At 41.1% G+C, this 25,590-nt stretch carries 20 protein-coding genes, 2 tRNA genes and 1 riboswitch; of the genes, 12 read left to right on the plus strand and 10 right to left on the minus strand.

Annotated features, from left to right (window positions below):
- Window positions 1-159 precede the first annotated feature (159 nt).
- Both HXT23_RS01405 and HXT23_RS01410 read right to left on the minus strand, forming a co-directional pair.
- Window positions 160-807 carry a DUF4125 family protein gene (locus HXT23_RS01405; RefSeq protein WP_422112962.1) on the minus strand — a complete coding sequence of 216 codons (648 nt, stop codon included), beginning with the start codon at window positions 805-807 and terminating at the stop codon, window positions 160-162.
- A complete protein-coding gene (locus HXT23_RS01410) occupies window positions 807-2,861 on the minus strand; it encodes a DUF4037 domain-containing protein (protein WP_422112963.1) in 2,055 nt (684 codons plus the stop codon). The genes HXT23_RS01405 and HXT23_RS01410 overlap by 1 nt, the downstream gene beginning before the upstream one ends.
- Window positions 2,862-3,151: 290 nt before the next feature.
- Between HXT23_RS01410 and HXT23_RS01415 the strand changes: the two genes are divergently transcribed.
- On the plus strand, window positions 3,152-5,419 hold the full coding sequence (locus HXT23_RS01415; RefSeq protein WP_422112964.1) for a BspA family leucine-rich repeat surface protein: 2,268 nt from the start codon (window positions 3,152-3,154) through the stop codon (window positions 5,417-5,419).
- 54 nt (window positions 5,420-5,473) lie between these two features.
- On the opposite strand, the gene HXT23_RS01420 is transcribed toward HXT23_RS01415, so the two are convergent.
- A tRNA-Pro gene (locus tag HXT23_RS01420) sits at window positions 5,474-5,547 on the minus strand.
- Between the two features lie 435 nt (window positions 5,548-5,982).
- On the opposite strand from HXT23_RS01420, the gene lysS reads away from it, so the two are divergent.
- Together lysS and HXT23_RS01430 are read left to right on the plus strand one after the other, a co-directional pair.
- Complete coding sequence (gene lysS / locus HXT23_RS01425) at window positions 5,983-7,659, plus strand: lysine--tRNA ligase (protein ID WP_016787416.1); 1,677 nt, start codon at window positions 5,983-5,985, stop codon at window positions 7,657-7,659.
- 155 nt (window positions 7,660-7,814) lie between these two features.
- Window positions 7,815-8,555, plus strand: coding sequence for a phosphoglyceromutase (locus HXT23_RS01430; protein ID WP_004130287.1), 741 nt, complete (start codon window positions 7,815-7,817; stop codon window positions 8,553-8,555).
- A gap of 144 nt (window positions 8,556-8,699) precedes the next feature.
- On the opposite strand, the gene phoU is transcribed toward HXT23_RS01430, so the two are convergent.
- Window positions 8,700-9,380 (minus strand): phosphate signaling complex protein PhoU, encoded by a 681-nt coding sequence (gene phoU, locus HXT23_RS01435; RefSeq protein ID WP_016787418.1) that lies wholly within the window; start codon window positions 9,378-9,380, stop codon window positions 8,700-8,702.
- Window positions 9,381-9,534: 154 nt separating this feature from the next.
- Between phoU and HXT23_RS01440 the strand changes: the two genes are divergently transcribed.
- Window positions 9,535-10,983: a sensor histidine kinase gene (locus HXT23_RS01440; RefSeq protein ID WP_422112965.1), complete on the plus strand. Its 1,449-nt coding sequence runs from the start codon at window positions 9,535-9,537 to the stop codon at window positions 10,981-10,983.
- A 35-nt stretch (window positions 10,984-11,018) separates the two neighbouring features.
- On the opposite strand, the gene HXT23_RS01445 is transcribed toward HXT23_RS01440, so the two are convergent.
- Window positions 11,019-11,273, minus strand: coding sequence for a DUF2530 domain-containing protein (locus HXT23_RS01445; protein WP_162862689.1), 255 nt, complete (start codon window positions 11,271-11,273; stop codon window positions 11,019-11,021).
- Window positions 11,274-11,442: 169 nt separating this feature from the next.
- Here HXT23_RS01445 and HXT23_RS01450 point away from each other — a divergent pair, with 169 nt between their 5' ends.
- The 3 genes from HXT23_RS01450 to HXT23_RS01460 all read left to right on the plus strand — a co-directional run bounded on the left by HXT23_RS01450 (window position 11,443) and on the right by HXT23_RS01460 (window position 14,494).
- Window positions 11,443-12,432 (plus strand): CHAP domain-containing protein, encoded by a 990-nt coding sequence (locus tag HXT23_RS01450; RefSeq protein WP_020973356.1) that lies wholly within the window; start codon window positions 11,443-11,445, stop codon window positions 12,430-12,432.
- A 100-nt stretch (window positions 12,433-12,532) separates the two neighbouring features.
- On the plus strand, window positions 12,533-13,288 hold the full coding sequence (locus tag HXT23_RS01455) for a C40 family peptidase (protein WP_020973357.1): 756 nt from the start codon (window positions 12,533-12,535) through the stop codon (window positions 13,286-13,288).
- 162 nt (window positions 13,289-13,450) lie between these two features.
- Window positions 13,451-14,494, plus strand: coding sequence for a universal stress protein (locus HXT23_RS01460; RefSeq protein ID WP_016635970.1), 1,044 nt, complete (start codon window positions 13,451-13,453; stop codon window positions 14,492-14,494).
- 107 nt (window positions 14,495-14,601) lie between these two features.
- Here HXT23_RS01460 and HXT23_RS01465 read toward each other — a convergent pair whose 3' ends face one another.
- Both HXT23_RS01465 and HXT23_RS01470 read right to left on the minus strand, forming a co-directional pair.
- Complete coding sequence (locus HXT23_RS01465; RefSeq protein WP_032818186.1) at window positions 14,602-15,840, minus strand: glycosyltransferase; 1,239 nt, start codon at window positions 15,838-15,840, stop codon at window positions 14,602-14,604.
- Between the two features lie 179 nt (window positions 15,841-16,019).
- On the minus strand, window positions 16,020-16,439 hold the full coding sequence (locus HXT23_RS01470; RefSeq protein WP_032813037.1) for an OsmC family protein: 420 nt from the start codon (window positions 16,437-16,439) through the stop codon (window positions 16,020-16,022).
- Between the two features lie 110 nt (window positions 16,440-16,549).
- On the opposite strand from HXT23_RS01470, the gene HXT23_RS01475 reads away from it, so the two are divergent.
- The 3 genes from HXT23_RS01475 to HXT23_RS01485 are packed head-to-tail and all read left to right on the plus strand — an operon-like array spanning window position 16,550 to window position 18,656.
- Window positions 16,550-17,422: a thymidylate synthase gene (locus HXT23_RS01475; protein WP_016635973.1), complete on the plus strand. Its 873-nt coding sequence runs from the start codon at window positions 16,550-16,552 to the stop codon at window positions 17,420-17,422.
- Window positions 17,423-17,468: 46 nt separating this feature from the next.
- Window positions 17,469-18,092: a dihydrofolate reductase gene (locus HXT23_RS01480; protein ID WP_422112966.1), complete on the plus strand. Its 624-nt coding sequence runs from the start codon at window positions 17,469-17,471 to the stop codon at window positions 18,090-18,092.
- Between the two features lie 18 nt (window positions 18,093-18,110).
- Complete coding sequence (locus tag HXT23_RS01485; protein WP_004130272.1) at window positions 18,111-18,656, plus strand: low molecular weight protein-tyrosine-phosphatase; 546 nt, start codon at window positions 18,111-18,113, stop codon at window positions 18,654-18,656.
- Window positions 18,657-18,768: 112 nt separating this feature from the next.
- Here HXT23_RS01485 and HXT23_RS01490 read toward each other — a convergent pair whose 3' ends face one another.
- Complete coding sequence (locus HXT23_RS01490) at window positions 18,769-19,554, minus strand: DUF4191 domain-containing protein (RefSeq protein WP_248899285.1); 786 nt, start codon at window positions 19,552-19,554, stop codon at window positions 18,769-18,771.
- Window positions 19,555-19,726: 172 nt separating this feature from the next.
- Complete coding sequence (locus HXT23_RS01495) at window positions 19,727-20,383, minus strand: DUF3043 domain-containing protein (protein WP_016635977.1); 657 nt, start codon at window positions 20,381-20,383, stop codon at window positions 19,727-19,729.
- 137 nt (window positions 20,384-20,520) lie between these two features.
- Between HXT23_RS01495 and HXT23_RS01500 the strand changes: the two genes are divergently transcribed.
- A complete protein-coding gene (locus tag HXT23_RS01500) occupies window positions 20,521-21,888 on the plus strand; it encodes a dipeptidase (protein ID WP_410294241.1) in 1,368 nt (455 codons plus the stop codon).
- Window positions 21,889-21,967: 79 nt separating this feature from the next.
- A riboswitch (TPP riboswitch) is annotated at window positions 21,968-22,070 on the plus strand.
- Between the two features lie 227 nt (window positions 22,071-22,297).
- Window positions 22,298-24,943, plus strand: coding sequence for an ATP-binding cassette domain-containing protein (locus tag HXT23_RS01505; RefSeq protein WP_422112967.1), 2,646 nt, complete (start codon window positions 22,298-22,300; stop codon window positions 24,941-24,943).
- Window positions 24,944-25,011: 68 nt separating this feature from the next.
- Here the strand turns inward: HXT23_RS01505 and HXT23_RS01510 are convergent.
- Window positions 25,012-25,084: transfer RNA gene (locus HXT23_RS01510), tRNA-Arg, on the minus strand.
- Between the last annotated feature and the right edge of the window lie 506 nt (window positions 25,085-25,590).

Consider the following 25,590-nt stretch of genomic DNA (forward strand, 5'->3'; position numbering starts at 1 on the left):
TACGTTATGTAAAGAAACGCGCACCAGCGGGTGACTATTCGAGGGACTTATTAAAATTCTATCAAATTAGAATAATGTTAGCAACATACTGTAGCGCTTGTAGCTTTTAATCTGCGTGGAATCGGCAACCTTAAACAAGTTTTTTTATAAGCAAGTTAACTAGTGTGCGCGCTCTGCCGCTTCAAGTGAATCGTAGCCATACATGTGCACAGTATTTTCAATAATCATCTGAGTAAGATTTAGATTTTTTGCAAGCAAATCTTCTATAAAAGCCTTATATTTAGCAAAAGTATCATCAGAATACGTGCTTAATTCTCCTCGCAAATACGTTTCAAAAGATGTATTTTCTGCTGTATCTTTGCTTGTTTTTAGAACGCGCATTGCAAGACCTAAATGAGGGTAGTGATTGCGAAAATCATCGGCCCACTTAACTTGCGTTAAAATAATCTTCTCTTGCTCGCTTTTTCTAGGCTCTAAAATCGGCTTAATATAAGGCTTAATTGTGCGCTCAAAAATTTCTGGCGCAGTAGACTCCATCATTCTTGCATATTTTTCTGTTATCAAATTTCTGCCATTGCTATTTGCGCGCTCAAGATCTTTTTTATAAGACTCTTGCAAATCCAGAGGCCAAGTTAAAAATTGGCTCATTCTCATAATGTGGAATGTTGGCCAGTTTCCTTGACAATTCGCGCGTCCGCCTTCGTTTTGCGTAAGCTGGAATTGCTGCCATTCTAGTTTTGTAATTTCTTCTGCAAGCTTTTGCGTTTTTGGATTTTGCGTTTTTAGATTTGATAATGAATTGCACATCATAAGCTCCTTAAGCACGCAGCGCGCGAATTAATATGCGCTTCAACATACGGGCGCTGCCATTCTAAAAATGTTTCATTGCAATCGCTCAATCCTTGATATTTAAGCTCTTGCACTACTTCGTTGCACACGTTTTGAATAATCTCGTTTATTTTAGATTCAGCTTCGCTGCTGCCTTTTGTGCCTTCGCCAAATCCGATTCCGCCAAAGCACGCCGCACTACTTAGTCGCATAAGCGATTCAAGTTGATTTGCTACTCCAGAAAGTCTAGACGCCATTCGCGCGCTTAGCTTGCGTAAAGCTGCAAATTGCCACTTATAATATGGCAAATATCCTGCGCTTATTGGGTTATTTAGCAAGAATACGATTGAAGCGGTTGCGCGCACAAACTCGTTTATAGAAAGCCACGTTGCAGCTCCGTCTTTTCGCGCTAGCATTCGTGGAACATTGTATTGACCTGTTTGAGCCATCATGCCAAGCCTTCTAGAGATTAGCGAGATTCGCACATCGTCTGGCATAATCTTAAAACTTTGACGCGTTTTGCTAAATTCTCCAAGTGGGTCTGCAAAAATTTGGCCGTTAGTAGCTGCAGCAAGTGTTGATTCGTTTAGCGAAAGCCACAAATACGGCTCGTCTTGGCTTGGAGCAGTAGCAAATCCCGTTATGTTTTCAAAAAATTCGCTTATGCTAAATACTCCGACTCGCTTGCTGCTTTCGCATGATTTAGCGCGCGGCGTTTCTTCGCGAGAGCCAAAACCAGCGAATTCTTGCGGCAAATCGTTGTAAGCTGCTTGCAAATCCTCGCCAATTTTTGCATAGTCTTCATCTGTAAGCCATAAGCAGAATCCTGGGCCAAAATCGTGGTCGCGCGAAATCTCGTCGTCAAATCCGTAGCATTCCGATCCGTGGCCTACTAATCCTGCAGCTATGCGGTTTTTGTAGTCTCTAAATTTTGGTAATTCCAGTAGTTGCTTTCCGTAAGTTTGCCAATATTCTTTTGCAAGTTGCATGCCGTTTTTTATTTTTGGATTATCTTCTGCTTTTACGGTTTTGTTTGACTGTATAGTTTTGTTTGACTTTGGCTGCAGATCATCGGTTGCTGGCGATTTTTCCGCAGCGCACTGAATCGCATCCGCCACGCCACTCGCCGTAAATTTTTCTGCTGCCTTCTGTGCTTGGTGCAAATTTTCCAACGTAATCGCATAGGACTCGCTATCTTTTCCGTAACATTGTGCTATTAAATCAAGCGCTTTACTGTATGCGTCTACAGAATCGGAATACTCTTTTCGTGCGTATTGAACTTGCGCATATCCTGCCAACGCAGATGCGTAATGTGGCTGATTTTGGTTGTTTCCTGCAATGTACATGCGAATGCTGGTTGAAGCGTGTTCAAAAGCAGTGTTAAGACTATCAGATTTGCTATTCGTGCTTTCGTTAGGCTGCGAGCACTCTTGCAAATTCGCAAGCGCAAGATTCGTGTGAGTTGCTGCTATATCTATGTCTGTTGAAGGATCGATACTCGATTTTTGCAATATGTCTAATGCTTTTTCAAGCTGATCTATTGCTTCTTTAATTTTGCCTGTTTCGCTGTAAAGCATTGAAAGATTGTTGTGAAGGGCAGCGAGTTTTCTATCGTTTGGTTTTAGTGTTTTCGATGATTCTTTAATAGCTTGAGAATATATTTCTGTTGCGCGCTCATAGCTGCCCGCGGCTCGTAGGCTAGTAGCAGCGTTAATCAGCGTGGTTGTTCCAGCTTCGCTGCCTGCTAAATCCATCTTTCTTGCCAAATCTAGCGCATTGTCAATGATTTGCTTGTTTTTTGTGTGTTCTCCTCTAGACCTATAAAATCCCATCAACTCGTTTAACACGGATAGTTGCAATGCTTGAGCGTTTGATTCTGCTTGGTTTGATTCTGCTTGGTTTGATTCTTCTTGGTTTGCTTTTGCTTGCGATTGGTTTAGAGCGTTTAGCAAGTATTTTTCGATTTCTTGCACGCTTGCGTGGCTTGCAAACATACTGTCTAGTTCTTTATACAATTGCGAAACGCTTAACATTTAAGCCACCTTGCTTCTTGCGATTAAATTCCGTTTTGCTCACTACTTAATCATACAAAATTATGCGTTTATACAGAATTATAAGTTTATAAGAGTGTTGCAATATACGTTATTCTTGTTTTTTATGATTTGTAATAATTTTATATTAAATTTTTTTGTTTAAGATTAGTTTTTGTATAAAGAAGAATCATCTTTTAGGGAATTTTACATTTTTTCTTCCATTTTTTTTTTTCTACTGGCTAGCATGGATATTAAGAGTGTGTATTCTTGCTGATTGAATAGGAAGATAAATGAGGAATAAGAGCGGGATTTATAAAATTGTGGCCATCTGTGCGTCTGTGATTGCTGCTCTGGCAATGCTAGTTCCGACCGTTACTAGTGCTGTTGGCTTGTCTGCTGCCAATAATTCCAATCATAATGCAGCTTCTGCTCCTAGTTCTGCTACTTCGACTCGTTCCACCTCGTCATCTTCTACTAGCTCAACTAGAAGCAGTGAGCAATCAGGGAACTCAAATAAAGGTAAGTGGACAGAATTAAAAGGGCGTAATCTTCAGTGGAGATATGGTGATAAAAAAGACGGTGGTAATCTTTGTGAATTGCATTTAAGCCCAGTTGATAAGACTAAACCTGTTAATGGAAACCACCTACTCGGCCAAGATTATAACGGTTTAGAACATATTTTTAGCGGATATCAGTCAGGGTCTACTGGATTAGCTAATCAAATAAAAACTATTGTTATAGATGAAGACATGAATCTATCCGACGCAGAAGGAATGTTTTATGATTTTGAAGGTGTTACAAAGATAACTGGTTTGCAACATATGAGATTCAAAGGTTCGAATGATGTGTCTTTGCAATCTATGTTCTCTAAATGCATTAGACTCAAGGAACTTGAAGGCATTCAAAATTGGGATATAACCAAAGTTACTAATACTAGTTTTATGTTTACGGAGGATAAAAACCTTAAAAACATTGATTTAAGTGGTTGGAAGACTAATAATAAAACAAATATGTTTGCTATGTTCTACAATAGTGGCGTTGAATCATTAAATTTAGAAAAATGGAATTTTAGTCAAGATGAATTCCAGGTATTCTATGGCGGTGATAAAAGTAGAGCAACTGCTGGCATGTTTCAGAATTCTGGCTTAAGAGATATTACGCTACCTACGGATAAAAAGAATGAAAACTATTCTACTTTTCCTGGCGGCATATGGCGCAAGTCCAAAGGCAAATCTGCTGTTAAGCCTGGGGAAAATATTGATTTGGTAGATAATGATTATACGTCAAAGACTGGCTATATTCGTTGGGTTCGAGATTATACTAAAGTTACATTTTACAGCAAAGTTGGGGATGCTGAAAATCCTAATAACACAATTACTTGTATTGCTGACGTATTGCAAGGTAAAAGTCATACGCTAGGTAAGAATACAGAGCTAGGTAAGAATACAGAGTTTGTGAATTGCACGCATAAATACACTCCTGGTAAAGATCTTCAATTAAGCGGTAAACCTGATGACAAGGTTGCTGATAAAGAAAAACTAGCCTTGCAGGCTGAAGATCTTGGTTTAACTTATACTGCTAAACTTATTCGCGAATCTAAGAATAGTAAGATTGATGTGTTGAAAAATCTTCTTAAAGAAGCTGATAATTCTCGATATAAGTCAGCCATGACTTTTGATGAGATTAGAGAGTCTCTTGGAATTGTTTCTGACGACACTGTTAAGTGGCAGCAACTCTTAACGCCAATATTTGACGATGTTAATTTTGTAAATAAAAAACAAATTTTTATTAAGAATGCAGGATTTAATGGTAATTCAAAGTTAAACGTAAATAATGATGTGCTTAAAGATCGTGCAAATCCTTTGGATATTCAAGATAAGAATATTAAAGATGCGATTATGCACGCGCTTTTTGATATCACTTTTACGGCTAATGTAACGCACAAGCAAAAGCCAAAGCCACCTGTTCCAACGCCTCCTGCGCCTCAACCGCAGCCAACTCCAACTCCAACACCAGAGCCTGGTCCAACTCCAGAACCAGCGCCAGAGCCAACTCCAACACCAGAACCTTCTCCAGAACCAACTCCAGACGATTCGGATATTTTGCCAGATATAACGCCGAAGCCTGATTTGAATATTAACTCGAATAATAATTTTGTGCATCCTTTCAATAAAGCGCCTCAATCAGTTAAAGGTGATGATGTGCAAAATAACAAGTTGCAGCATTCAGAGATTAATGGTAGAGCTCGTTTGGGTGTAAAAGAGTATGTAGGCGGCAATAGTGGAACCTGCAAATGCGTGTGCCCAAATTTGCCGAAAGACGCAAAATCTCGTAAATTCAATAAATCGGTAAGAAAATCATCAAATAAAGCTACGCCTTGTAAAAGCGGAAATAACTATTCCTGGCTGGGAATTGGTGGCTTGATTATTTCGTGGCTGATTATGCTTCTTATTGGCTTTATTGTGGGATATAAGATGAGAAAGAAGCGCGATGATAATCAGCGCCAAGATGAACATAGCGACGAAAATCAGAGTGTTATAAAAGATCAATCGCTATAAAATCAAACGCCATAAAGCAGTGCGCTTAGACCGCGCTAGTGCAAAAATCAAAAGTCGGGCTGGTGGGATTTGAACCCGCGGCCTCTTCGTCCCGAACGAAGCGCGCTACCAAACTGCGCTACAGCCCGATGTTATTGTGTGAATTCATCTTACGAATACATGATGCAACTACATGCTGTAATCGCATCATGAAACACTACAATAACTTGGTCATAATAGCGTGAACTTGCTACAAAATATAATTGTGTGTCGTTAGTGTGTGTCGCTAGTAAATAAATTTTTTGAGATTTTATTAAAAATTTACTTTCACTTTTTATGGCTTGCATGCAATCTGCAATATTTGCAAAATCATGTCGTTTTTCGTAAATAATTTTGTATAACTTAATAAAATAGTAAAAATTTTTACTGTAAATCTATTTTTCTTCCGAAAACAGAAAAATATAAATATTTATATAAAAATGTGTATTTGATGTAAAAATGATTTGCGCAATCGACTAAATAATGCAATAAAACGGATTTGCGACGCGCTTAGCTGTATTACCTAGTAGCTACAATTAGCGTCTATGAGTGACACGAATACTACAATGCTTGCCGCGCAAAACGCCGCAGCAGAAAATGACGCAACAGATAACGCCAACGAAATCGACACCGTTGAGCATGCCGAAATGCTACTCGCGCAAGACGAGGCAATCGCCAAGCGTGTAAACGAAGGTGCAAGCCTGGATGAAGCAATTGATCCAAGCAATAAAGAGTTTGGTCCTCTTGCACACCCAGAGCAGGTGCAAATGCGCGTTGCAAAGCGTGCAATGATGCTTAAGGAAGGTGTACAACCATACCCAGTGCATCTTAACGTTACGGATACTATCGAAAAAGTGCGTGCCGATTTTGATGGCAAGCTTCAAGCTGGCGAAGAAACCGATACTGAGGTTGGTATTGCTGGCCGCGTTCTCTTCTTGCGTAACGCTGGCGGCTTGTGCTTCGTTAAGCTTGCTGCTGGTGACGGCACTACGATTCAGGCAATGGTTTCCAAGAAGGAAATTGGCGAAGAATCAATTAAGAGCTTCAAGCAGATGGTTGATTTGGGAGACCATTTGTATGTTCGCGGTCGCGTGATTTCTTCCAAGACCGGTGAGCTTTCCGTATTTGCAACCGAGTGGGCGATTGCAGCTAAGGCTCTGCAGCCGCTTCCAGCTTTGCATAAGGAATTAAGCGACGATACTCGTACTCGCAAGCCATATATTGGCATGATTGCAGACGAGAAGATTCGAGATATGGTTCGTAGGCGTTCGCATGCTGTGGCTTCTCTTCGCCGCACTTTCGACAGCCACGACTTCTTGGAAGTCGAGACTCCAATGTTGCAAACGGTTCACGGCGGTGCTGCTGCTCGTCCGTTTACAACTCACATGAACGCTTTCGACATTGATCTTTACTTGCGTATTGCTCCAGAACTTTTCCTTAAGCGCTGCTTGGTTGGTGGAATTGACCGCGTGTTTGAAATCAACCGTGATTTTAGAAACGAAGGCGTGGACGCAACTCACGCTCCAGAGTTTACAATGCTCGAAGCCTACCAAGCTTACGGCACTTACGATACGATTGGCGCTCTTACTAAAGAGCTGATTCAAAAGGCTGCACTAGACGCTTTTGGCTCCACTAAGGTGACTTTGCTTAACGGCGAAGAGTACGATTTTGGTGGCGAATGGAAGCAGATTACCATGTACGGCTCGCTTAGCGAGGCTTTGGGTGAGGAGATTACGCCAGAAACTTCCGTTGAGCATTTGGGCGCAATCGCAGACAAGCTTGGCGTTGAGCGCGACGAAGTGGAGAATCACGGCAAGTTGGTTGAGCACTTGTGGGAGCACTTCTACGAGGATAAGCTTTATGAGCCAACGTTTGTGCGTGACTTCCCAGTGGAGACCAGCCCTCTTGTTAAGGGTCACCGCACAAAGCCAGGAATGGTTGAAAAGTGGGATTTGTATGTGCGCGGCTTTGAGCTTGCAACAGGCTACTCCGAGCTTAACGATCCTGTTGTGCAGCGCGAGCGCTTTGTTGCTCAAGCTAAGGATGCTTTGGCTGGAGACGTTGAGGCAATGGATATTGACGAGGACTTTATTGAGGCTCTCGGCGTTGGTATGCCTCCTGCTGGCGGCATGGGAATGGGTATTGACCGCTTGTTAATCGCACTTACGGGCGCAACCATTCGCGAGACGATTACGTTCCCACTCGTAAAGCCACTTCGCTAGTTGTGATTATCGCTAGTTGTATTAGTTATAATCAGTTGAATTAATCTTAAAAGTCGTTGAATGCTATTCAAGTGTTCGGCGACTTTTTTGATTAAATTTTTCGTGTTTGTTTACTTTTTGTAAGTAGTCGTACGAAACGAATAGACTAGGTAATTATGACATATAAATTAGTATTGCTCCGACATGGTCAGAGCGCATGGAATAAGACCAATCAGTTCACTGGTTGGGTTGATGTACCGCTCACTGAGCAGGGTGTTGAGGAAGCTAAGCATGGTGGCGAGCTTCTTAAAGAGAAGAACGTTCTTCCAGACATCGTGTTCACTTCTTTGCTTCGTCGTGCTATCAACACCGCGAATTACGCGCTTGATGCAGCAGACCGCTTGTGGATTCCAGTTCGTCGCAGCTGGCGTTTGAACGAGCGTCACTATGGCGCTTTGCAAGGCAAGAACAAGTCTGAGATTCGTCAGGAATATGGCGATGAGAAGTTTATGATTTGGCGTCGTTCTTACGCAACTCCACCTCCACAGATCGATCCAAACGATGAATATTCTCAAACGAATGATCCTCGTTATGCAGGCGACCCAGTTCCAGAAACTGAAGCTTTGGCAAACGTTGTGACTCGCGTAACTCCTTACTGGGAGTCCGATATTGTTCCAGAGCTTAAGTCTGGTAAGACTGTAATGATTGCAGCTCACGGCAACAGCTTGCGCGCAATCGTTAAGATGCTCGACAACTTGAGCGAAGAAGAGATTTCCAAGGTGAATATTCCAACGGCTATTCCTCTTCTTTACGAGTTGGACGAGAACTTTAAGCCAATCAAGCCTCGCGGCGAGTATTTGGATCCAGAAGCTGCTGCTGCTGGCGCTGCTGCCGTGGCTGCTCAAGGTCAAAAGTGAGTTTGATTAGCTTAAGTTAGCTTAATTATCTTAAATTAACTTAAATAAAAAGTAGGTTTGCAAAATTAATTGCAAGCCTACTTTTGTTTTACAAGCTACTTTTTAGGTTTCTATTCAAAAATCGTGTTCTACGCCACTTGTGTTTTATGCTACAACTGTGTCTTTGTCTGGTTCTGGCTTCTTAGTTGGGTCAAATCCCGAAACAATAAATACAACTTGCCTTGCTGCAGCAACTGAATGATCGCCTATGCGTTCCATGAATCTGCTTAGAAGCACCAAGTCAATCAATTGTTTTCTAGTGCCGTTCCAATCTTCGCCTTCTACAAGAGCAAAAATATCTTCGTGCAACTTATCCATTACGTCGTCGCCGTGAATAATTGCATCTGCTACATTAACGTCTCTATTTGAAAGCATGTCTGTTAATTGACCTGCAAGAACATGCAAAAAGTCAACCATTTTTTCAACAGTTTCTTTTGCTTGACTTGGTATTGCGCAATCAGGCCATGTGCGTCTTGCGATTTGTGCAACGTGACTTGTTAAATCGCCCATGCGCTCAAAAGTTGCAGCAAGCCTCATAGTTGCAACTACTTCTCGCAAATCTGTTGCAACTGGATTTTGACGTGCAAGCAATATTAAGCATTGATCTATAACGTTTGCTTCTAGTGCGTCTAGCTTTGCGTCGTTATCTATAACCGTTTGCGCAGCTTCTAAGTCTGCGTTTACTAGAGCGCTTCCAGCATCGTTCATGGCTCTTGCAACAAACTCTGCCATGCGTTCAATGTTTAATGCAACTGCCTTCATCTCTTCGTTGAAAATCACTCGCATGGTGTGTCCTTTCTTGCGTTCAATCGCGCTAAATTGCATTGGAGCATATTCGCGTTTGTTTAGATTGCCCTAATCAAGTATAGACTACTGTGCGCACGTGCGTTAAACGTATTAGTCGCTTAAATGTGAGCGCGTTAGAGTATTCTTTAAGAGTATGCTTCAAGATTCGCCATATTCGCCTTTAATGGTGTTTGTTGTTTTTGCTTTGATTGCACTTTGTGTTGCAATTGTTGTTGTTATGTTTGCTTTTGACTTTGTTCTATCAACATTTCGTAATGTTTTTGTTCCATTTTTTGATTCTACTTTTAGTCGTATTTTTATGACTTTTAGGCGTGGTTTTAAGCGCATCTTTCGCATCATTTTTCATAAGAAAATGCAAAAAGTTTTAGGCGATTCCGACTTTGATTCCGATTCCGACTTTGATATAGACGATAGTTCCGAAGACATTAGCTCCGACGCTTGCGCTGTTTTAGCTATGCTTCCAGGAGCTACGATTGTTGTTGATAAAAATAACGACGTTTTGCGCGCAAGTTCACAAAGCTACACTCTTGGAGTTGTTTTAGACGATTCGATTGTTCAGCCGCGCGTTTTGCAAGCTGTAAATAATGTGCGTTTCTCTGGAGGCTATGAAAGTTTTGATTTAGTGACTTTTACTCCCAAACAGTATGTAACAATTAGTGAAGATAGTGATTGTTATGTAGATAATGTAGATAATGTAGATAATGTAGATAATGCAGATAATGCTTCGTATTTGCAATCTTCGGCTGCTTTCGATTCTTCTTCAACACAATCTAGCGATTCCGCGTCTAGTCCTTCTACAATTTCTAGACCTAACTGGCTTAATATTACAGTTGGAAGTGTTGGAGAAGGCAAAGTTGTTGTTATTATAAACGACTCCAGTGCGGAGCATCTTTTTGAGCAAACGCGTAACGATTTTATAAGCAATGTTTCCAATCAACTTATTAGCTCAACACGCATGATTTCCAGCCTTACTAATGTTTTGCAAACTAAAGATGTTAATGCAAGTCGTATTAAAGATATTGCTGCGTCTGCTCAAAAATCGTCTAAACACTTGGAACATATGTTAGAAGATTTGCTTCTTCTTATGCGAGCGCAAAGTCCTATTGATACTTCAAAAGCTAGTGTTGTAAACGTTTTGAGAGTGTTGGAAGATGTTAAAAATCTTGTTTCTGCTCTTTCGTCTAGTAAAAATGTTCGCGTAATTGTTAAAGCAGATTCTTCACTTAATGTTTTAGCGGATTCTAGTCAAATAAGCAGTGCGATTAGAAAACTTGTTGAAAATGCTATTATCTATTCTAACAAAAATAGTGTTGTTGCTCTTTGCGCTTTAAAGTCAGAAGATAATCGATTTGCTGTGATTCGCGTTGTTGATTCTGGAATTGGTATTCCGCTAAAAGATCAGCCGCGTATTTTTGAACGTTTTTATAGGTCGAGTAATCAAAATGACTTTAGTAAAGACGGCGTTGGATTGGGTCTTGCTATTGCTAAGCACGTGGCTCTTACGCATCACGGTAGCATAACATTGTGGAGTAGGCCTGGGCAGGGAACTACTGTTAATTTTGCTATTCCGCTTGCAAAGTAGTGTGCAAAATAGTTCTCTTAATTGTATTAAGCGTTTTACTTTCCTAGTCTTCTATAATCCCAGCGATCAAAGTGTTCCCAGATTAAAAGCAAAATTCCAATTACAAATCCACTAAGGCAAATTGCAGCAAAGAACCACAATAAAAAGTGTAAAATCGCAAGAATAACTGTGATTAATGATGCTATGAGCCAAATAATCGTTCCAGTCATAAATGCTTTGCACAAGTCCACGCGCAATGGCTTTGGTGCTTCTTTGCGTGCATCTGGATTAATAATTGGTGCTAGCTTCATATGATTAACCATACATCTTTGCGTGTTCAATATCAATTTTAAGAATTACATTGCGTATTGTGTTGCGTATTGTGTTGCGTATTGTGTTGCGTATCCGTACCACATTGTATCCTTTAGATTTGTAAGTGTGAATTTGTGAATACATTTAGAAGATTTTAGGAGCGATTTTATGAAGCATGCTGAGCATGGTGCTAAAGCAAAGGGGCGGTTTAATTCGCCTTTTATGCTTTTTACTTCTGTGCGCGGTTCGCATGCATCTTCTAATAATCGTGCTGCAGCCGTTTTAGAAAATAATGGCGCTGTTGTAAGTCTAAAAGATATAAATCAAGAATTTGCTGTTTCTTTGTCTCGTCGCCAGCTTCGTTTAGCACGCGTTGCTAAAGAGCGTAAGAATCGTATGATTATTTCCGCTTCTTTGTTTGCATTAGTCGGAGCTGCTTTAACTTCTATGACGTTGAACAAGCCTAATAGCATGGATTCTTTGGCTTCTAAACCTTATTCTTCTAAGTTGAGTTTTGTAGACGATTCTTCTGCTCAAGCAGCGTCTCGTTCTAGTATGCGAGAAAGCATTAATCGCGCTAATAAATATTTGAACTTTAGCAGCGCAGTTGCTGGCCTTGAATCTGATTTAAGCGCATTTTCTACTAAGTCTTCTCATAAGTCTAAGTGGGATTTGGGTTCTAATTCCGATTTTAAGGTGTCGGAAATGTCTAAGTCTGCAGCAAATAATCCGAATGTTGCTGTTTTCTTGGATTCAGATGCAAAGATTGTTCCATCTGGTTTTAATCCAAATCACGATTCTGGCGATTCGGGAAATGCTTACGAATTTAGCCAATGCACTTGGTGGGTTTATGTTCGCAGGCATCAGCTTGGCCTTCCAGTTGGCTCCAATATGGGAGACGGATGGATGTGGGGCTGGACTGCTCGCAAGCTCGGTTATTGGGTAGATAATACTCCACGTCATGCTGGAGACATAATGGTGTTTGGCCGCGGTCAAGCTGGAGTTAACCGCGCTTATGGCCACGTTGCTATTGTGGAAAAGATTAATCAAGATGGTTCTATAGAAACATCTGAATCTAGCGCCGAATATCATGGTAGAACCTATTCAAGAGTTGTTAGCGCTAAAGATGCTTCCGCTTTTGAGTTTATTCACTACTAAATCTTTTAAGCATTACTCGCATAATATTAGATTCATCAACTTTTGTTGGTTTACTAGGCGTTTTTATGTGCTTTGTATTGTTAATGTGTTAACATCGCTAATGATGGTTGAGCAAAAGATTAATCAAAATATTAAACAAAATAAGATTTTTTCTTCTATAGTTGCGGGAGCTGTATGCACAACTCTTCTTGCTACTATGGTTCCTTTTGCTTGTGCTTATGCAGAAGAGTCTGCAGTTACTTCTACGCGTTCCTTCCCTAAAGTCACATCTGTTAAGCGTGATTTATTAACAGAATCTACTTCTACAAGCGTTGATTCTAATTCGCATTGGGGTGGGATTGAGTCTTTAAATGTTCCTCAAACTAAAAGTGCTGCAGAGTTGGCGGCTCAGGCGGCTGCAGAAAATGCTCGTAATGCTGCTCGCAATAATGATGGCGATTACGATTCTGCTGCAAGCCGTTCTGGCGTTAGAGGAACATCACAAAGCTATTTTGTTGCTCCTCCAGATGGTTCTTCTACGTCGGCAATGCTTAATTTTGCTGCTCAATTCTTAAACAAAGTGCCGTATCGTTCTGGTGGAACAACTCCTGCTGGCTGGGATTGCTCTGGATTTGTGCAATACGTTTTTGCAAATATGGGTGTTTCTTTGCCTAGAACTTCTGGCGCGCAAGCAACAGTTGGTACAGCTGTTCCAAGTCTTGCTCAAGCAGCTCCAGGAGATATTATTGCAAATGGTACTCACGCTGCGATTTACGTAGGCAATGGAATGGTTATTAATTCGCAATACGGCGGAACAAAATATAGCCCTATTCCTTATGTTTTTACATCTGCTTATTCCATTCGCCGAGTTTTTTAGCATAAGTTTTTGGCGTAAGTCGCAAGTTTTTTAGCGCTAATTTGAAAGTTGTAAGTCATAAGTTACAAATCTTCTGTGTTGCAATAGACTCAAAACAATTAAACGGCTATTGTAGTACTTAAGTAAATATTGCAAAATTCGCGCAATGCTAGGAGGATCTAGATGACACAGAATGTTATTACACAAGAAAAAGCTGTTCTTGTAGGCGTTGATGGTTCTCATGCAAGCTATAAGGCTGTTTGGTGGGCGTCAAACTACGCTAAGCATGCTGGATTGCAGCTTCAAATTGTTTGCGCATACTCTTTGCCAAGTTATGCTGCTGTGTCTTTTGATGCAACTTACACTGCCATCGGAGATGATAATGTTGCTCATCAAGACGCTCAGGAGATTCTTTCTAAAGCCAAAGCTGTAGCTTTAGAGCAGGGTGTGGATGCAACAACTCTGATTGTTACTGGCGACCCGTCTTCTGTGTTTGTGGAGCTTTCTAGAAACTATCAACTTATTGTTATTGGAAACCGTGGTAAAGGCGGATTGGCAGAGCGTTTACTTGGCACAACAAGTTCTTCACTTCCAGCATACGCTTATTGCCCAATTGTTGTTGTGCCATATACAGATGATGATGGTCATAGAATCCACTTGAACAATAAGATTTCTAAGATTGCTGTTGGCTCCGACGAATCTAAGTGGGGATTAAAAGCGCTTGAGATTGCTGCAGATTTGGCAGATAGTTGGAATGCTCAATTAGATGTGATTTCTGCTGTTCCTAGCGTTCAAGGAGCTGAGGGAGATACTGCAGTTATGGGGTCTTATATGGAAGATCTTGACGAGCGTGTAAAGCCGATTTTGCAACGCTTGCCAAACCTAAAGATTCATCGTTCTGTAGTTCCTGGTTCTGCTGTAAACGCTTTGACTCAAGCTAGCTTAAACAACGATTTGGTTGTTGTTGGCTCTAGGGGCAGGGGTGGATTTACTGGTCTGCTTCTTGGTTCTATTAGTCAAGGTTTGCTTCAGCATTCGTCTAGACCAGTGTATGTTGTTCCTCGCAAGTATGTGGAACTAAGCGCTGCGCAAGTAGCTCAGCAGTCTATGGCGAGTAGCAATGCATCGCCTATTGACTCTATTAATGGTGTTCATAAAGTTGATGTTCCAAAGGCTGGTGTTGAAGAAGCTAAGCAAATTGAGCAAACAATCGATCCGCTTCACTAAAGTAGTAACGCTAAGTAGTAACGCTAAGCGCTAAAACATAAATCGCGTATAAGGCACTAATTGTGTTTTATACGCGATTTTTTCAAACTTGTATTGTTAATATGCTTTTAGTTTTTCTTAAGCAAGAACCGCGCGCGTCTTGCCTCTCGAGCAGCTCGCTTTTTAGCAAGTTCTTGATTGTTAATGCTAATTGCACGCTCATAAATCTTAATTAACTCTTGAGCTTGCTTTTTAAAGTCATTGTTTTTTGAATATTCAAGAACATTTGCTTTTAGCTGCTCTTGCTCTTCTTCGCTCATATTAAGAACGCGGCTAAACACTTGCTTAAAGTCTTCTTTAGAATCCCATTGGTAACCATTTTTGCCACTAATAATTTGATTTTCATTAGGAGCGTCGTGCTTAACAAGCGCAAACAAGCCAGAGGCCATTGCCTCCAGCATAGAAAGCGAGTGCATCTCCGATAGGGAAGCGGTAGTGTAGTAGTCCATTGCGTGCAAATACTTAGGAATTTGCGTGTGTTCAATAGGGCCTAGAAGGTAAATTCTATCTTCAAATCCTTTGCTTGCTACCTTATTGCGCAAGTCCTCTAAATCAGGGCCTCCGCCAATAACAACAAGTCTAGCTAAATCGCGAGGAAAATCACAATACATAAAGTTGTCAATCAACTCGCTAATGTTCTTTTCGGCTCCGATTCTTCCAACAAAAACAAATAACTTTGTAGAATCTGCAATGCCGTATTTTTTACGGAATTCTTCTCTAAAAGCAATTCGTTCTGGTGTTGGCAAGAACTTTTTGTATTCAACAGCATTGCTAAGAACAACAACCTTTTTATCAACTTTTTGGCGGTCAATATAAGCTTGAGCCTTAGCAGACATGCTGGTAATAATTGTTGCGTTCTTAGAGAATCGCGTAAAATATTTTGCCGATATATTCCTAGAAAACTCAGTAAAATGCTTTAGACCAATGTAAAACAGGAATTTATCGTATTCGGTGTGTAGCGTGTAAACAACAGGAACATGCTCTTTTTTGGCCACTTCTAGGCCTATTTCTCCAATGCCAAATTCGTTTTGAATGTGAATAACATCTGGCTTAAAGTTAATCGGGAACTTTTTGCGCATGTTTCCAATTGGAATTGCAACCCTATACTTGTAAAGCTTTTTCAAAAGAATGCCTGGAACGTACACAACGCCGTCTACAAGCTTGGTTTTACGTTGTTTTTCGGAGCCAACTGTAACAACAAGAACCTCATGACCAAGTTCCTCGTACATTTTTTTAAGCATGTAGGATTGTGTTGCTACGCCGTTTATGTATGGTGGATACGTTTCTGTAAAAATCGCGATTTTCAAAGTTTCCTCCGATTACATAAATAGCTTACATAAATAGCTCTAACAACGTTAAAAGTGTAGCATTGTGTTTAGCATTGTGCCACAAATTGTTATTTTTTGCCACTTTAGTGGCGTTTTTTTGAATCATCGGCTAGTGGCCATTTTTCCGCGTGCTAAGAGCGCTGGTGCAAATCTTCCCATTAATGCCGAATATTTACGCTAACTTGTACAAGTGCTCCGCGCTCAAGAGTGTGCTTAACTGTGCAACCCTTGCTAATATGCTTTTCCATACGCTCTTTTAGTGCTTGTGCATCTTCGTTAGTTAGTGCAGGCTTTGCGCTTGTGGCGTCTACTGTTAAGTCTTCTTGGAATCTTAAGTAAGTTCCTTCTTCTGGGTCGTAAGTGCCATTTACAACTACGCGCGCGCCTTTTCCTTCTCCAATCGCATGCTCAACAGCGTATTGGCTGCTTAAAGCTGTGCAACCAGCTAGAGCTATTTGCATTAGTTCTACGGGAGAAAATTGCCCTTCGCCTTTGCCAAATTTTAGTGTTGCTCCGTCTTCGCTTTTTGCAATCCAAGAGCCGTCTTCTAAACGCTCAACCCATATTCTTCTAGCCATTCTTGCTCCTTTGCGTTTGTTGTATTTAGCTAAAACAATTATATAGAGATGCACAGTATATTTGCACATGCATTGGTAGTGTTGAATTTAGCTAATGATAGAATAAACGTATGGCTTTAACTCAACAAGAACTTGCAAATTTGCGCGCGCGCGTGCCTCAAAAACCAGTGTCTAATATTCCTACTCCTTACGAGGATTTGGTTAGAAAAATCTTTATGGAAGGCACATTAAAATCAGATCGCACTGGTACGGGAACAATATCTCTTTTTGGTCAGCAAATTCGCTTTGACTTAAGCAAGAGTTTCCCGCTTATAACAACAAAAACCGTGTTCTTTAAGGGGCTTGCGTACGAGCTTCTTTGGTTCCTTAAAGGCTCTAGTAATGTGCGTTGGTTGCAAGAAAACGGTGTGCATATTTGGGATGAGTGGGCAGACGAAAATGGCGATTTAGGGCCTGTTTACGGCGTTCAGTGGCGTAGTTGGCCAGCTCCAACAGAGCAAAATCCAAATCGCACAATCGACCAGATTGCAAACGTTATGGATCTTATTAAGAATCATCCAGATTCTCGTCGAATGATTGTTAGCGCATGGAATCCTGCAGAAGTAGAGAATATGGCTTTGCCTCCGTGCCATTCGCTTTTCCAGTTCTATGTTGCCGATGGCAAGCTTTCTTGCCAGCTTTACCAGCGTTCTTGCGATATGTTCCTTGGTGTGCCATTCAACATTGCTTCTTACTCGCTTTTAACAATGATGATGGCTCAACAAGCAGGATTAGAACCGGGAGAGTTCGTGTGGACGGGCGGCGATTGCCATATTTACGATAATCACGTAGAGCAAGTGCTTGAGCAGCTTTCGCGCGAGCCGTACCCGTATCCGCAGCTTGAGATTCGCAAAGCTGATTCTATTTTTAGCTACGACTATAGCGATTTTAAGGTTGTTGATTATAAGCATCATCCTACGATTAAGGCTCCTGTAGCTGTGTGATTTTACTTTATTTAGTGATTGATTAGTAGGCTTACTTAGGAGTTTTATGACTAACAATATTCCCGTTCGTTTAATTTGGGGGCAAGCATACGATTTTGAAGGCCGTACAGGCGCTATGGGCGTTAATGGCGGTATGCCTTGGCGACTTTCCCCAGATTTGCGCTATTTTAAGGCAATGACAATCTCTTGCCCAGTAATAATGGGCAGAGGAACTTGGGATTCTATGCCAGAAAAATTTAGGCCTCTTCCTGGTCGCGAAAATATTGTTGTTTCTAGGAATCCAGACTTTAATCCAAATGGAGCAAAAAGTTTTACAAATATTGAAGACGCAATATGCTACGCAAAAAAGTGGATTGAAGATAATCCTATTGAGCTTGTAGATTCTTTGGATTTGCCAAAAGATGGCAGAGCAATTTGGATTATTGGTGGCGGCGCAATCTTTAGAGAAGTGATTAAGTCACAAATTGTTGACGCATCTTATGTAACTCAAATTGAAGCTAGAGTAGAAGCAGATACCTTTGCTCCAAACATTCAAAAACTTGTAGATGATGGATTGTGGAAAGTTACGCGCGATGGCGATTGGCAGGAATCGCCTATAAAAGTTGGCGAAAAACAATTCAATACAAAATATAAGTTTATGGTTTATGAGCCAGTTAAATCTAAAAAATAAGCTAGATTAAGGATATGTATGGAATCTTTAAGCAAAATTCACGTAGATGCTAAGCATCCGTATGTTGTTATGACAGTTTGCACGGGGAATATTTGCAGATCTCCAATGGCAGAAATTGTTTTGCGTAACGAGTTTAAGCTTAGAGGATTAAGCGATGTTGTTGCTGTAAAATCATGCGGCGTAAGCGACGAAGAATACGGAAATCCTATTGATAGGCGTGCGCAAAAAGAGCTTAAAAGTAGGGGATATTCTTTGCCGTTAAGCCATTTTGCGCATAGGATTGAGCGAGACGAAATAGAAGAGACGAATCTTTTTCTTCCAATGACGGCTTCGCATATGCAATCTTTGCTTAGGATTATTCCGCCGCAAAAGCGTAGTCTTGTACACATGTATAGGTCGTTTGATCCGTCTTTAGAAAAGCCACAAGCTGGTCGCGAAGCTGTTTTAGATTTGGCAGACCCTTGGTATGGTGGTCCTAAAGAGTTTGAGATTGCAATGGATCAAGTGGAGGAGTGCGCTCCGTACATTGTTGATTGGGTTCAGTCGCGTATAACGCGAGAATAGTATTTGCATATAAATCGCAAGTAAAATCGCAAGTAAAATCGCGTATAAATATATTAAAACCAGACGAACCGCTTGGAACGTCTGGTTTATTTTATGCGCAAAACTTAAGAATTTATTTTCCTCTTAAAGCTCTGCGGCTCACGCGTGGAGCATGAGTTGGGTCAATTCCCTTTGGAATTCCAAACCCTAGCTTTCCTTGCAAAGTGCGTAAACGGTCGTTTAGAATCGCAAGCTCTGTTTTGGTTAGGAAGAATCTGCGATTTGGATGAATTGCAGCAAGAGGAGCAAACTTGTGATTTGTAGGAATCAAAGTTTTAGACTTTAGAACTTTACTCCTTAAATCCTTAAGCTTAACTTGATTTTGGCCATTTCCAACGCAAATGCGGTAAACAGGAATATTGGATCCAGCTGTAACACTTTTAATAGCATGCTCTTGGCGTTCCATAGCATGAGTTAGGCGTTCGTAATTGCCTTCTCCAACAAGAAAGATTCCGTTAAAACCAGTTCCACGCCAAATCGCGTCTTTGGTGCGAGGATCAACCCATACTGGCTGTTGTGGGAAAGTAAAACCGCCTTTATTGATTGCGCTTAAAATTCCAGCTGCAGCTCCAGGCTTACCTTCTAGTTTTGCGTATCCAACTTTATCTGCGCGCTTTGTTAGAACAACAGTAAAAAGCAAAAGACCAAGCATAAGCGCTGTTACAATCATCATAATCCACGTAAAAATGGACCAGCGTAAAATAGCGCCAGCTATAACGCATAACACTACAGGGGCTACAAAAGCCAAGCCAAGCCAAAGCGGAAGCTGCTTATCTTCTGTATACGTGTACTTGTAAATGCGCACAATTTGTGAAATCATGCCCGATTTCTTAGTGTTCTTTGACTTTTCGTTTGCCATTTTGCGTTTATCCCCTATACGATATTCGCGTTAATTTTGTTTTGTGCTTATTGCAAGGTTTTCTACAACGGGTTTACTACCACATTTGTGCCACTATTACTTAAGTAGCCTTAAGTAGCATGCTACAAACACACATTTCTATAAATCATATCTTTGTTGGTATACTAGCGTTTTACTTTGGCCAATTACCGCGTTTTGGCGTGCTCGGCTTTGGTAGCCTCCATCTGCGCATTTGTATTGCGCGACTGCAAGCATACATTGCAGACCTAGAGCTTTTAGCAACAGCAGCCTGGCCGTACCTTTTAACAAGTTCTTTTCTAAGTTTTCGCCACATTATTAAAACGTCAATAATCGCAGCAAAAAGATACGCGTAAAGAATAATCGCAAGCGCAAAATAAAGAGCAATATACTTAGTAGACAAGAAGTTTTGTGTAAAGAAGATGCAAATCATAATTACGATTGCGAATGGAACGAAAAACTCGCCAATATTAAAACGTGCGTCTACGTAATCGCGAATATAAACTCTCCAAGGAAGCTGCTCCGACTTTGGCATATGCGCTAAATCGCCATTTTTCATAGCTTCGTATTGTGCGTTTTCTCTTTCGCGCAATCGTGCTCGCGCAGCCTTTGCGCTAGCTTTTCTATCGGTTGGAACTAGCGGCCTAAGATTTTGCGCTGCAGCTTCGCTTTGCTTTGGAGTTGGAGCGTTTTTTGTGCGAGTTTTTGCCTTATTTTCTACTTTATTTTCGCTATTTTCATTGGCTGCTGATTTATTGCCATTTTGCGCATTATTATCAGCATCTTTTTTTACAAATGGATTCCATGTCATGTTTGCAGATTACCCAACAGACTAGACGCGTTCCATAGATTTTGCTGGCTGTTAATGTTGTTAATAGTGTGATAGTGGTTAGATAGTAGTTAATCGCTTGACTATTTGTTTTGGCTATTTGTTTTAAGGAGATTTGTATGGCTAATCTTAATGTGGAAGATGTTAAGAATCGTGTTAGCGCTGCGTGGAATGATGTTATATCCGTTCTTAGTAAAAAGATAGAGCTTGGAGCTGTTTCTGCTAAAGGAATTACTGGGGATCATATGCGCGCTTCGGCTGAATACGTTGCTGGAGTATTGCGCGAAGTGGGCGTTGATGCTCGCGTTGAGCAGTCTCAAAATCCAGATGGCACTCCAGGCGCATTCGAGGTTGTTGGATCTAGAATTGTAAATCCAAATGCTCCAACTGTTTTGCTCTACGCTCATCACGATGTTCAGCCTGTTCCAGATGCAAGCGAGTGGAACACGAATCCTTTTAAAGGAACCGAGATAGATGGGCGCTTGTATGGTCGCGGCAGCGCGGACGATGGCGGCGGAATTGCCATTCACTACGGTGCTTTGCGCGCTTTAAGTGAAGATTTAGGCGTAAACATTAAAGTGTTTATTGAAGGCGAAGAGGAGATGGGCTCTCCAAGCTTTATTCCTTTTATTGAATCTCACAAAGATGAGTTTGAATCCGATGTAATTATTGTTGCAGATTCTGGAAATTGGTCTGCAGAAATTCCAAGCCTTACAACTAGCTTGCGTGGAAACACTACTGTAGACGTTAAGGTTAAGGTTCTTAATCATCAAGTTCACTCGGGTCAGTTTGGTGGACCTATTTTAGATGCATACACGCTTGCTTCAATGCTCGTTGCTTCTCTTTACAACAAAGACGGCGATTTGAATGTTCCTGGAATTGAATCGCAAGAGCCTGTTGGTGGCTTGCAACGCGATTTAGACGAGTCGCAAGTTAGAGCCGATTCTTCGGTAGTGGATTCATACAAGCTTGCAGGAACTGGATCTTTGGCTGCACGAATGTGGACTAAGCCAAGTTTGACTGTTATTGGAATGGACGCTCATCCAGTAGAGGAAAGCTTTAACGTTATTGCTCACGAGACACGCTTGCGACTTTCGCTTAGAACTGCGCCTTGCCAGCGTCCTGAGGAAGCGCAAAAAGCATTGAGTGACTTTTTGGTTGCAAACGCCCCATTTGGGGCAGAGGTTACTGTAGAGCCTCTAGATAATGGCATGGGTTGGGCTATGGATCCAAATGCAATTGCAACTAAAGATGCGCTCGCTTCTATGAAAGACGCTTTTGGTGTGGATCCTATTAACAAGGGCGAAGGTGGCTCGATTCCATTTATTCCAGAATTGCAACGAATCTTCCCTAAGGCTCAAGTTTTGGTTACGGGTCCAGAAGATCCAAAGTCTAATGCTCACAGCCCAAACGAGTCGATTTCTCTTTCTGGCTTGAAGTCAAATATTGTAACGGAAGCTTTGCTTCTTAGTCGCTTAGCGAAGTAGTGTTGTAAGTTATAACTCGCGCATAAAAGCACGCGAACACGTTGATTTTGTGCGCGAGTCTACACAATGCCGTAAAATTTTCACTCGACACGGGTGCTTTGCGTTAATTCGTAAAGCTGAGAGAAACCGTTTGAACGTGAATCCAGGTAATACTGGCGCACGGAGATCTGTTTTTCCCGTGCCTAAAAGTAAAAAGGCACAATCATGTCAACAAGCGTCTTCTATGCATATAGCAAGTAAATGCTGTATGCTGTTTAGATTTTTCTAAGCAAGTAGGCGTTTTGGGATTGTAGGATTTGCTAAGATTCTAAGATTTGTTAAGATTCTAAAAATCTATAGTAAAGTCTAATAATCCTAAAAATAATTTAATAAATAATTAAATAAAAATCATTGCCATAAAGGATTTGCTATGCCCGATGAATCTAAAACGCAGGTTTTGAACAATACTAACCAGTACAAAGCTGAAACTTTCCTTCCATCGGCTTTTAGTGCTGCTCAGTTGCGTTTTGAGAATTGGGGTTATCGTCATGCCTCTCGCAAAGCGTTTGCTGTTCGTGGTTTGAACCTGACTATTGAAGCAGGGCAGAGAGTATTGCTATTAGGAGCATCGGGCATAGGCAAGTCCACTATTCTTGAAGGTGCTGCTGGATTAATCGGCAGCGATATTATTCTTAAAAGTGATTCAAACGCTAAAAATAGTAACTCTTCTTCGCATAATGTTTTAGTTGAAGACGAAGATGGCGGAGTGAGTGAAGGCGCAGTATTTGTAGACGATGTACCAGTTCATAAGGCTCGCGGACGCGTTGGTTTAGTTTTACAAGACCCAGAATCTCAAGCGATTTTTCAACGTTTAGGAGATAACGTTGCGTTTGGTCCAGAAAACATGAATGTTCCGCGCAAAGAGATTTGGAATATTGTTGACGAAAGTCTTAAAGAGGTTGGCTTAGATGGCTTGCAACTTCATCGATCTACTGCACATTTAAGCGGTGGTCAAATGCAGCGACTGGCTCTTGCTGGCGCGCTGGCAATGAAGCCTAGTGTTCTTCTTTTAGACGAGCCTACAGCAAATCTGGATCCAGACGGTGTTGAGCAAATTGTTTCAGCAGTTGGAAAAGTGCTCGACGATACTCACGCAACAATGGTTCTTGTGGAACATCATGCTCAACCGTGGATTGATCTAATTGACCGAGTAATTGTTTTGGGGCTTGAAAATAGCGGTAATAGCGGTAATAGCGAAGATGGCAAAAACTTTGTTCACGATGATGATATTGCAAGGGGTGAGAGTGCTAAAACAGTAATCGTAGCTGACGGAACTCCAGACGAGGTGTTTAATCGCAAGGATCTTGACTTTGAAAATCTTGGAATATGGCTTCCAGATAAGTATAAGGATTCAAAAAATCGCAATATAGGTAGGATTCATGTTGAAGGAGAGCCTGATTGCGATCCTTCTGTAGGAGATGGGAAAGTAGTTTTATCTACAAAAAATCTTGCGATTAGTCATACGGATACTCCAATAGCTAAAAACATTAATCTTGAATTTAATTCTGGCCAAATAACGGCTTTGGTTGGCGCAAATGGTGCTGGAAAATCAACTTTGTCTTTAACTTTGGCAGGGCTAATTCCGTCAATAGAAGGCGAAGTTGTAGCAAGCGAGGAACTTTGTAAAGATTTAGACTCAAGTGATCCTATAAAGTGGAAGTCAACTGAACTCGCTAAAAGAATATCGTATGTTTTCCAAAATCCAGAACACCAATTTGCTTGCGGAACTGTTTTAGAAGAGGTTATGTTAGGCCCTATTAGAACAGGTATGAGCGAGGAGGATGCTCGAGCAAAAGCTCAAGAATTGCTAGAGCGATTCCGATTAGGCAGATATGCCAACGCAAATCCGTACACGCTTTCTGGAGGAGAAAAGCGCAGGCTTACAGTTGCTGCATCTTTGGCTGCAGCTCCAAGGGTTTTGATTTTAGATGAGCCAACTTTTGGCCAAGATCGAAAAACGTGGATGCAAATTATAAAGTTGATTGCAAGTCTTAGAGCAGACGGCGTTAGCGTTATTGTTGTTACTCACGATAAAGAGCTAGTAGATGCTCTTGGCGCGCGTTTGGTTGAACTTTTGCCAGTTAGCAATGCTAAGAATAGTGATTCTGGAGATTTATCAGATTTACAAGAATCGCAAGCAAAAGAAGCTTTAGAATCATCGCAAAGCTTGTCTTCTACAACTAATTCAACGAATATTTCTCGAATAAAAGTTAGCGCTGTAAATAAGCGTGATGAGCAAGAAAGAGCTGCAAGTTGCTCGCCATTTTTGGCTTCGCTAAATCCTGTTTACCGCATGCTTGGAGCTTTTATGCTTTCCATTCCTTTGCTGTTTACTCTTGATTGGCTTTCTTCGACTATTGCGCTTGTTTTAGAGTTTATAATTTTATGGATTATTGGAATGAATCCTTGGCGCGTTGTTAAGCTTTCTTGGCCTGTTTGGGTTGGTGCGCCTGGATCTGCTCTAGCAGTGTGGTTGTACGGTAAATCGGGCGGAGCAACATTGTTTGATTGGGGAATTATTCACGTAAGTGAGCACTCAACAACTCTTGCAATTGCAACGTTTATTCGTATTTTAGCTATTGGTGTTCCTGCAATTGTTACTGTTATTGGTATTGATGCTACAGATTTAGCAGATGCTTTTAGTCAAGTTATGCACTTGCCAGATAAGTTTGTTTATGGCGGATTAGCAGGAATGAGGCTTTTTAGCGTTTTGCAAGACGATTGGGCAGCTCTTACTGCTTCTAGAAGATCTCGCGGTCTTGGAGACGATAGTAAGATTCGCGCATTTATGCCTCAAGCTTTTGCGCTGCTTGTTCTTTCGATTCGTAGGTCTAGTACCTTGGCAACAGCAATGCAAGCGCGCGGTTTTGGTGGAGAAAATCCAAGATCTCATGCACGCATAAGTTACGTAAATAAGCGCGATTATGTGTTTATGGTTGTATGCTTAATTATTCCTGCAATTGCATTAATCGCAGCTGTTTACTACGGTACGTTTGCGCTTCTTGGTGGAAATTAATTTTGGTGTGTCGTTAATGCAAGACACATACTGAAAACGTTGGAATAAAGCCATTTTGGGATATTTTGTGGGCTTAATGGGATTCGAACCCACGACCTTCTGCTCCGGAGGCAGACGCTCTATCCACTGAGCTACAAGCCCGCAACTTGTGAAAGTATACACGTTGCTAGGGATTGAGATTGTTTTATATAAGATTAGAAATGCGTTTTATGCGCTTACGGCGTTTTGCTTGGAATTGCGCCGATTTAAGTGTGGATATTTTTACGTGTTTTGTGTGATTTTTTGCTAATTTTATCTTTTTGTTTGCATTTGTACTTTTATAGTGTTAGCATCGAACACAACACAAACGCATATCGTAAATTTTACGGTGTTAGGTTTGTGATTGACCACATAGGCATTTAGCTTTGCAGCTAAAGTATTTAAGGAGGCGGCTATCATGCGTAACATGAATGCTCAAGCTCGCGATACTTTTGATGCTGCTCGTATGTGGTGGTGGCAGACTTCTCTTTGGCGTAGTTTACTCTAAAGTTTTAGAAGCTGCTTGTTTAGGCTTATAAAAGACCTCTAGGGTAAACCTAGGGGTCTTTTTTATATCCTAAAACGCAAGAATCCATTTGGATTTAATCCAAATTGAAAATAATCTAAAC

Source organism: Gardnerella sp. DNF00257, from assembly GCF_049262745.1.
Lineage (GTDB): Bacteria > Actinomycetota > Actinomycetes > Actinomycetales > Bifidobacteriaceae > Bifidobacterium > Bifidobacterium piotii.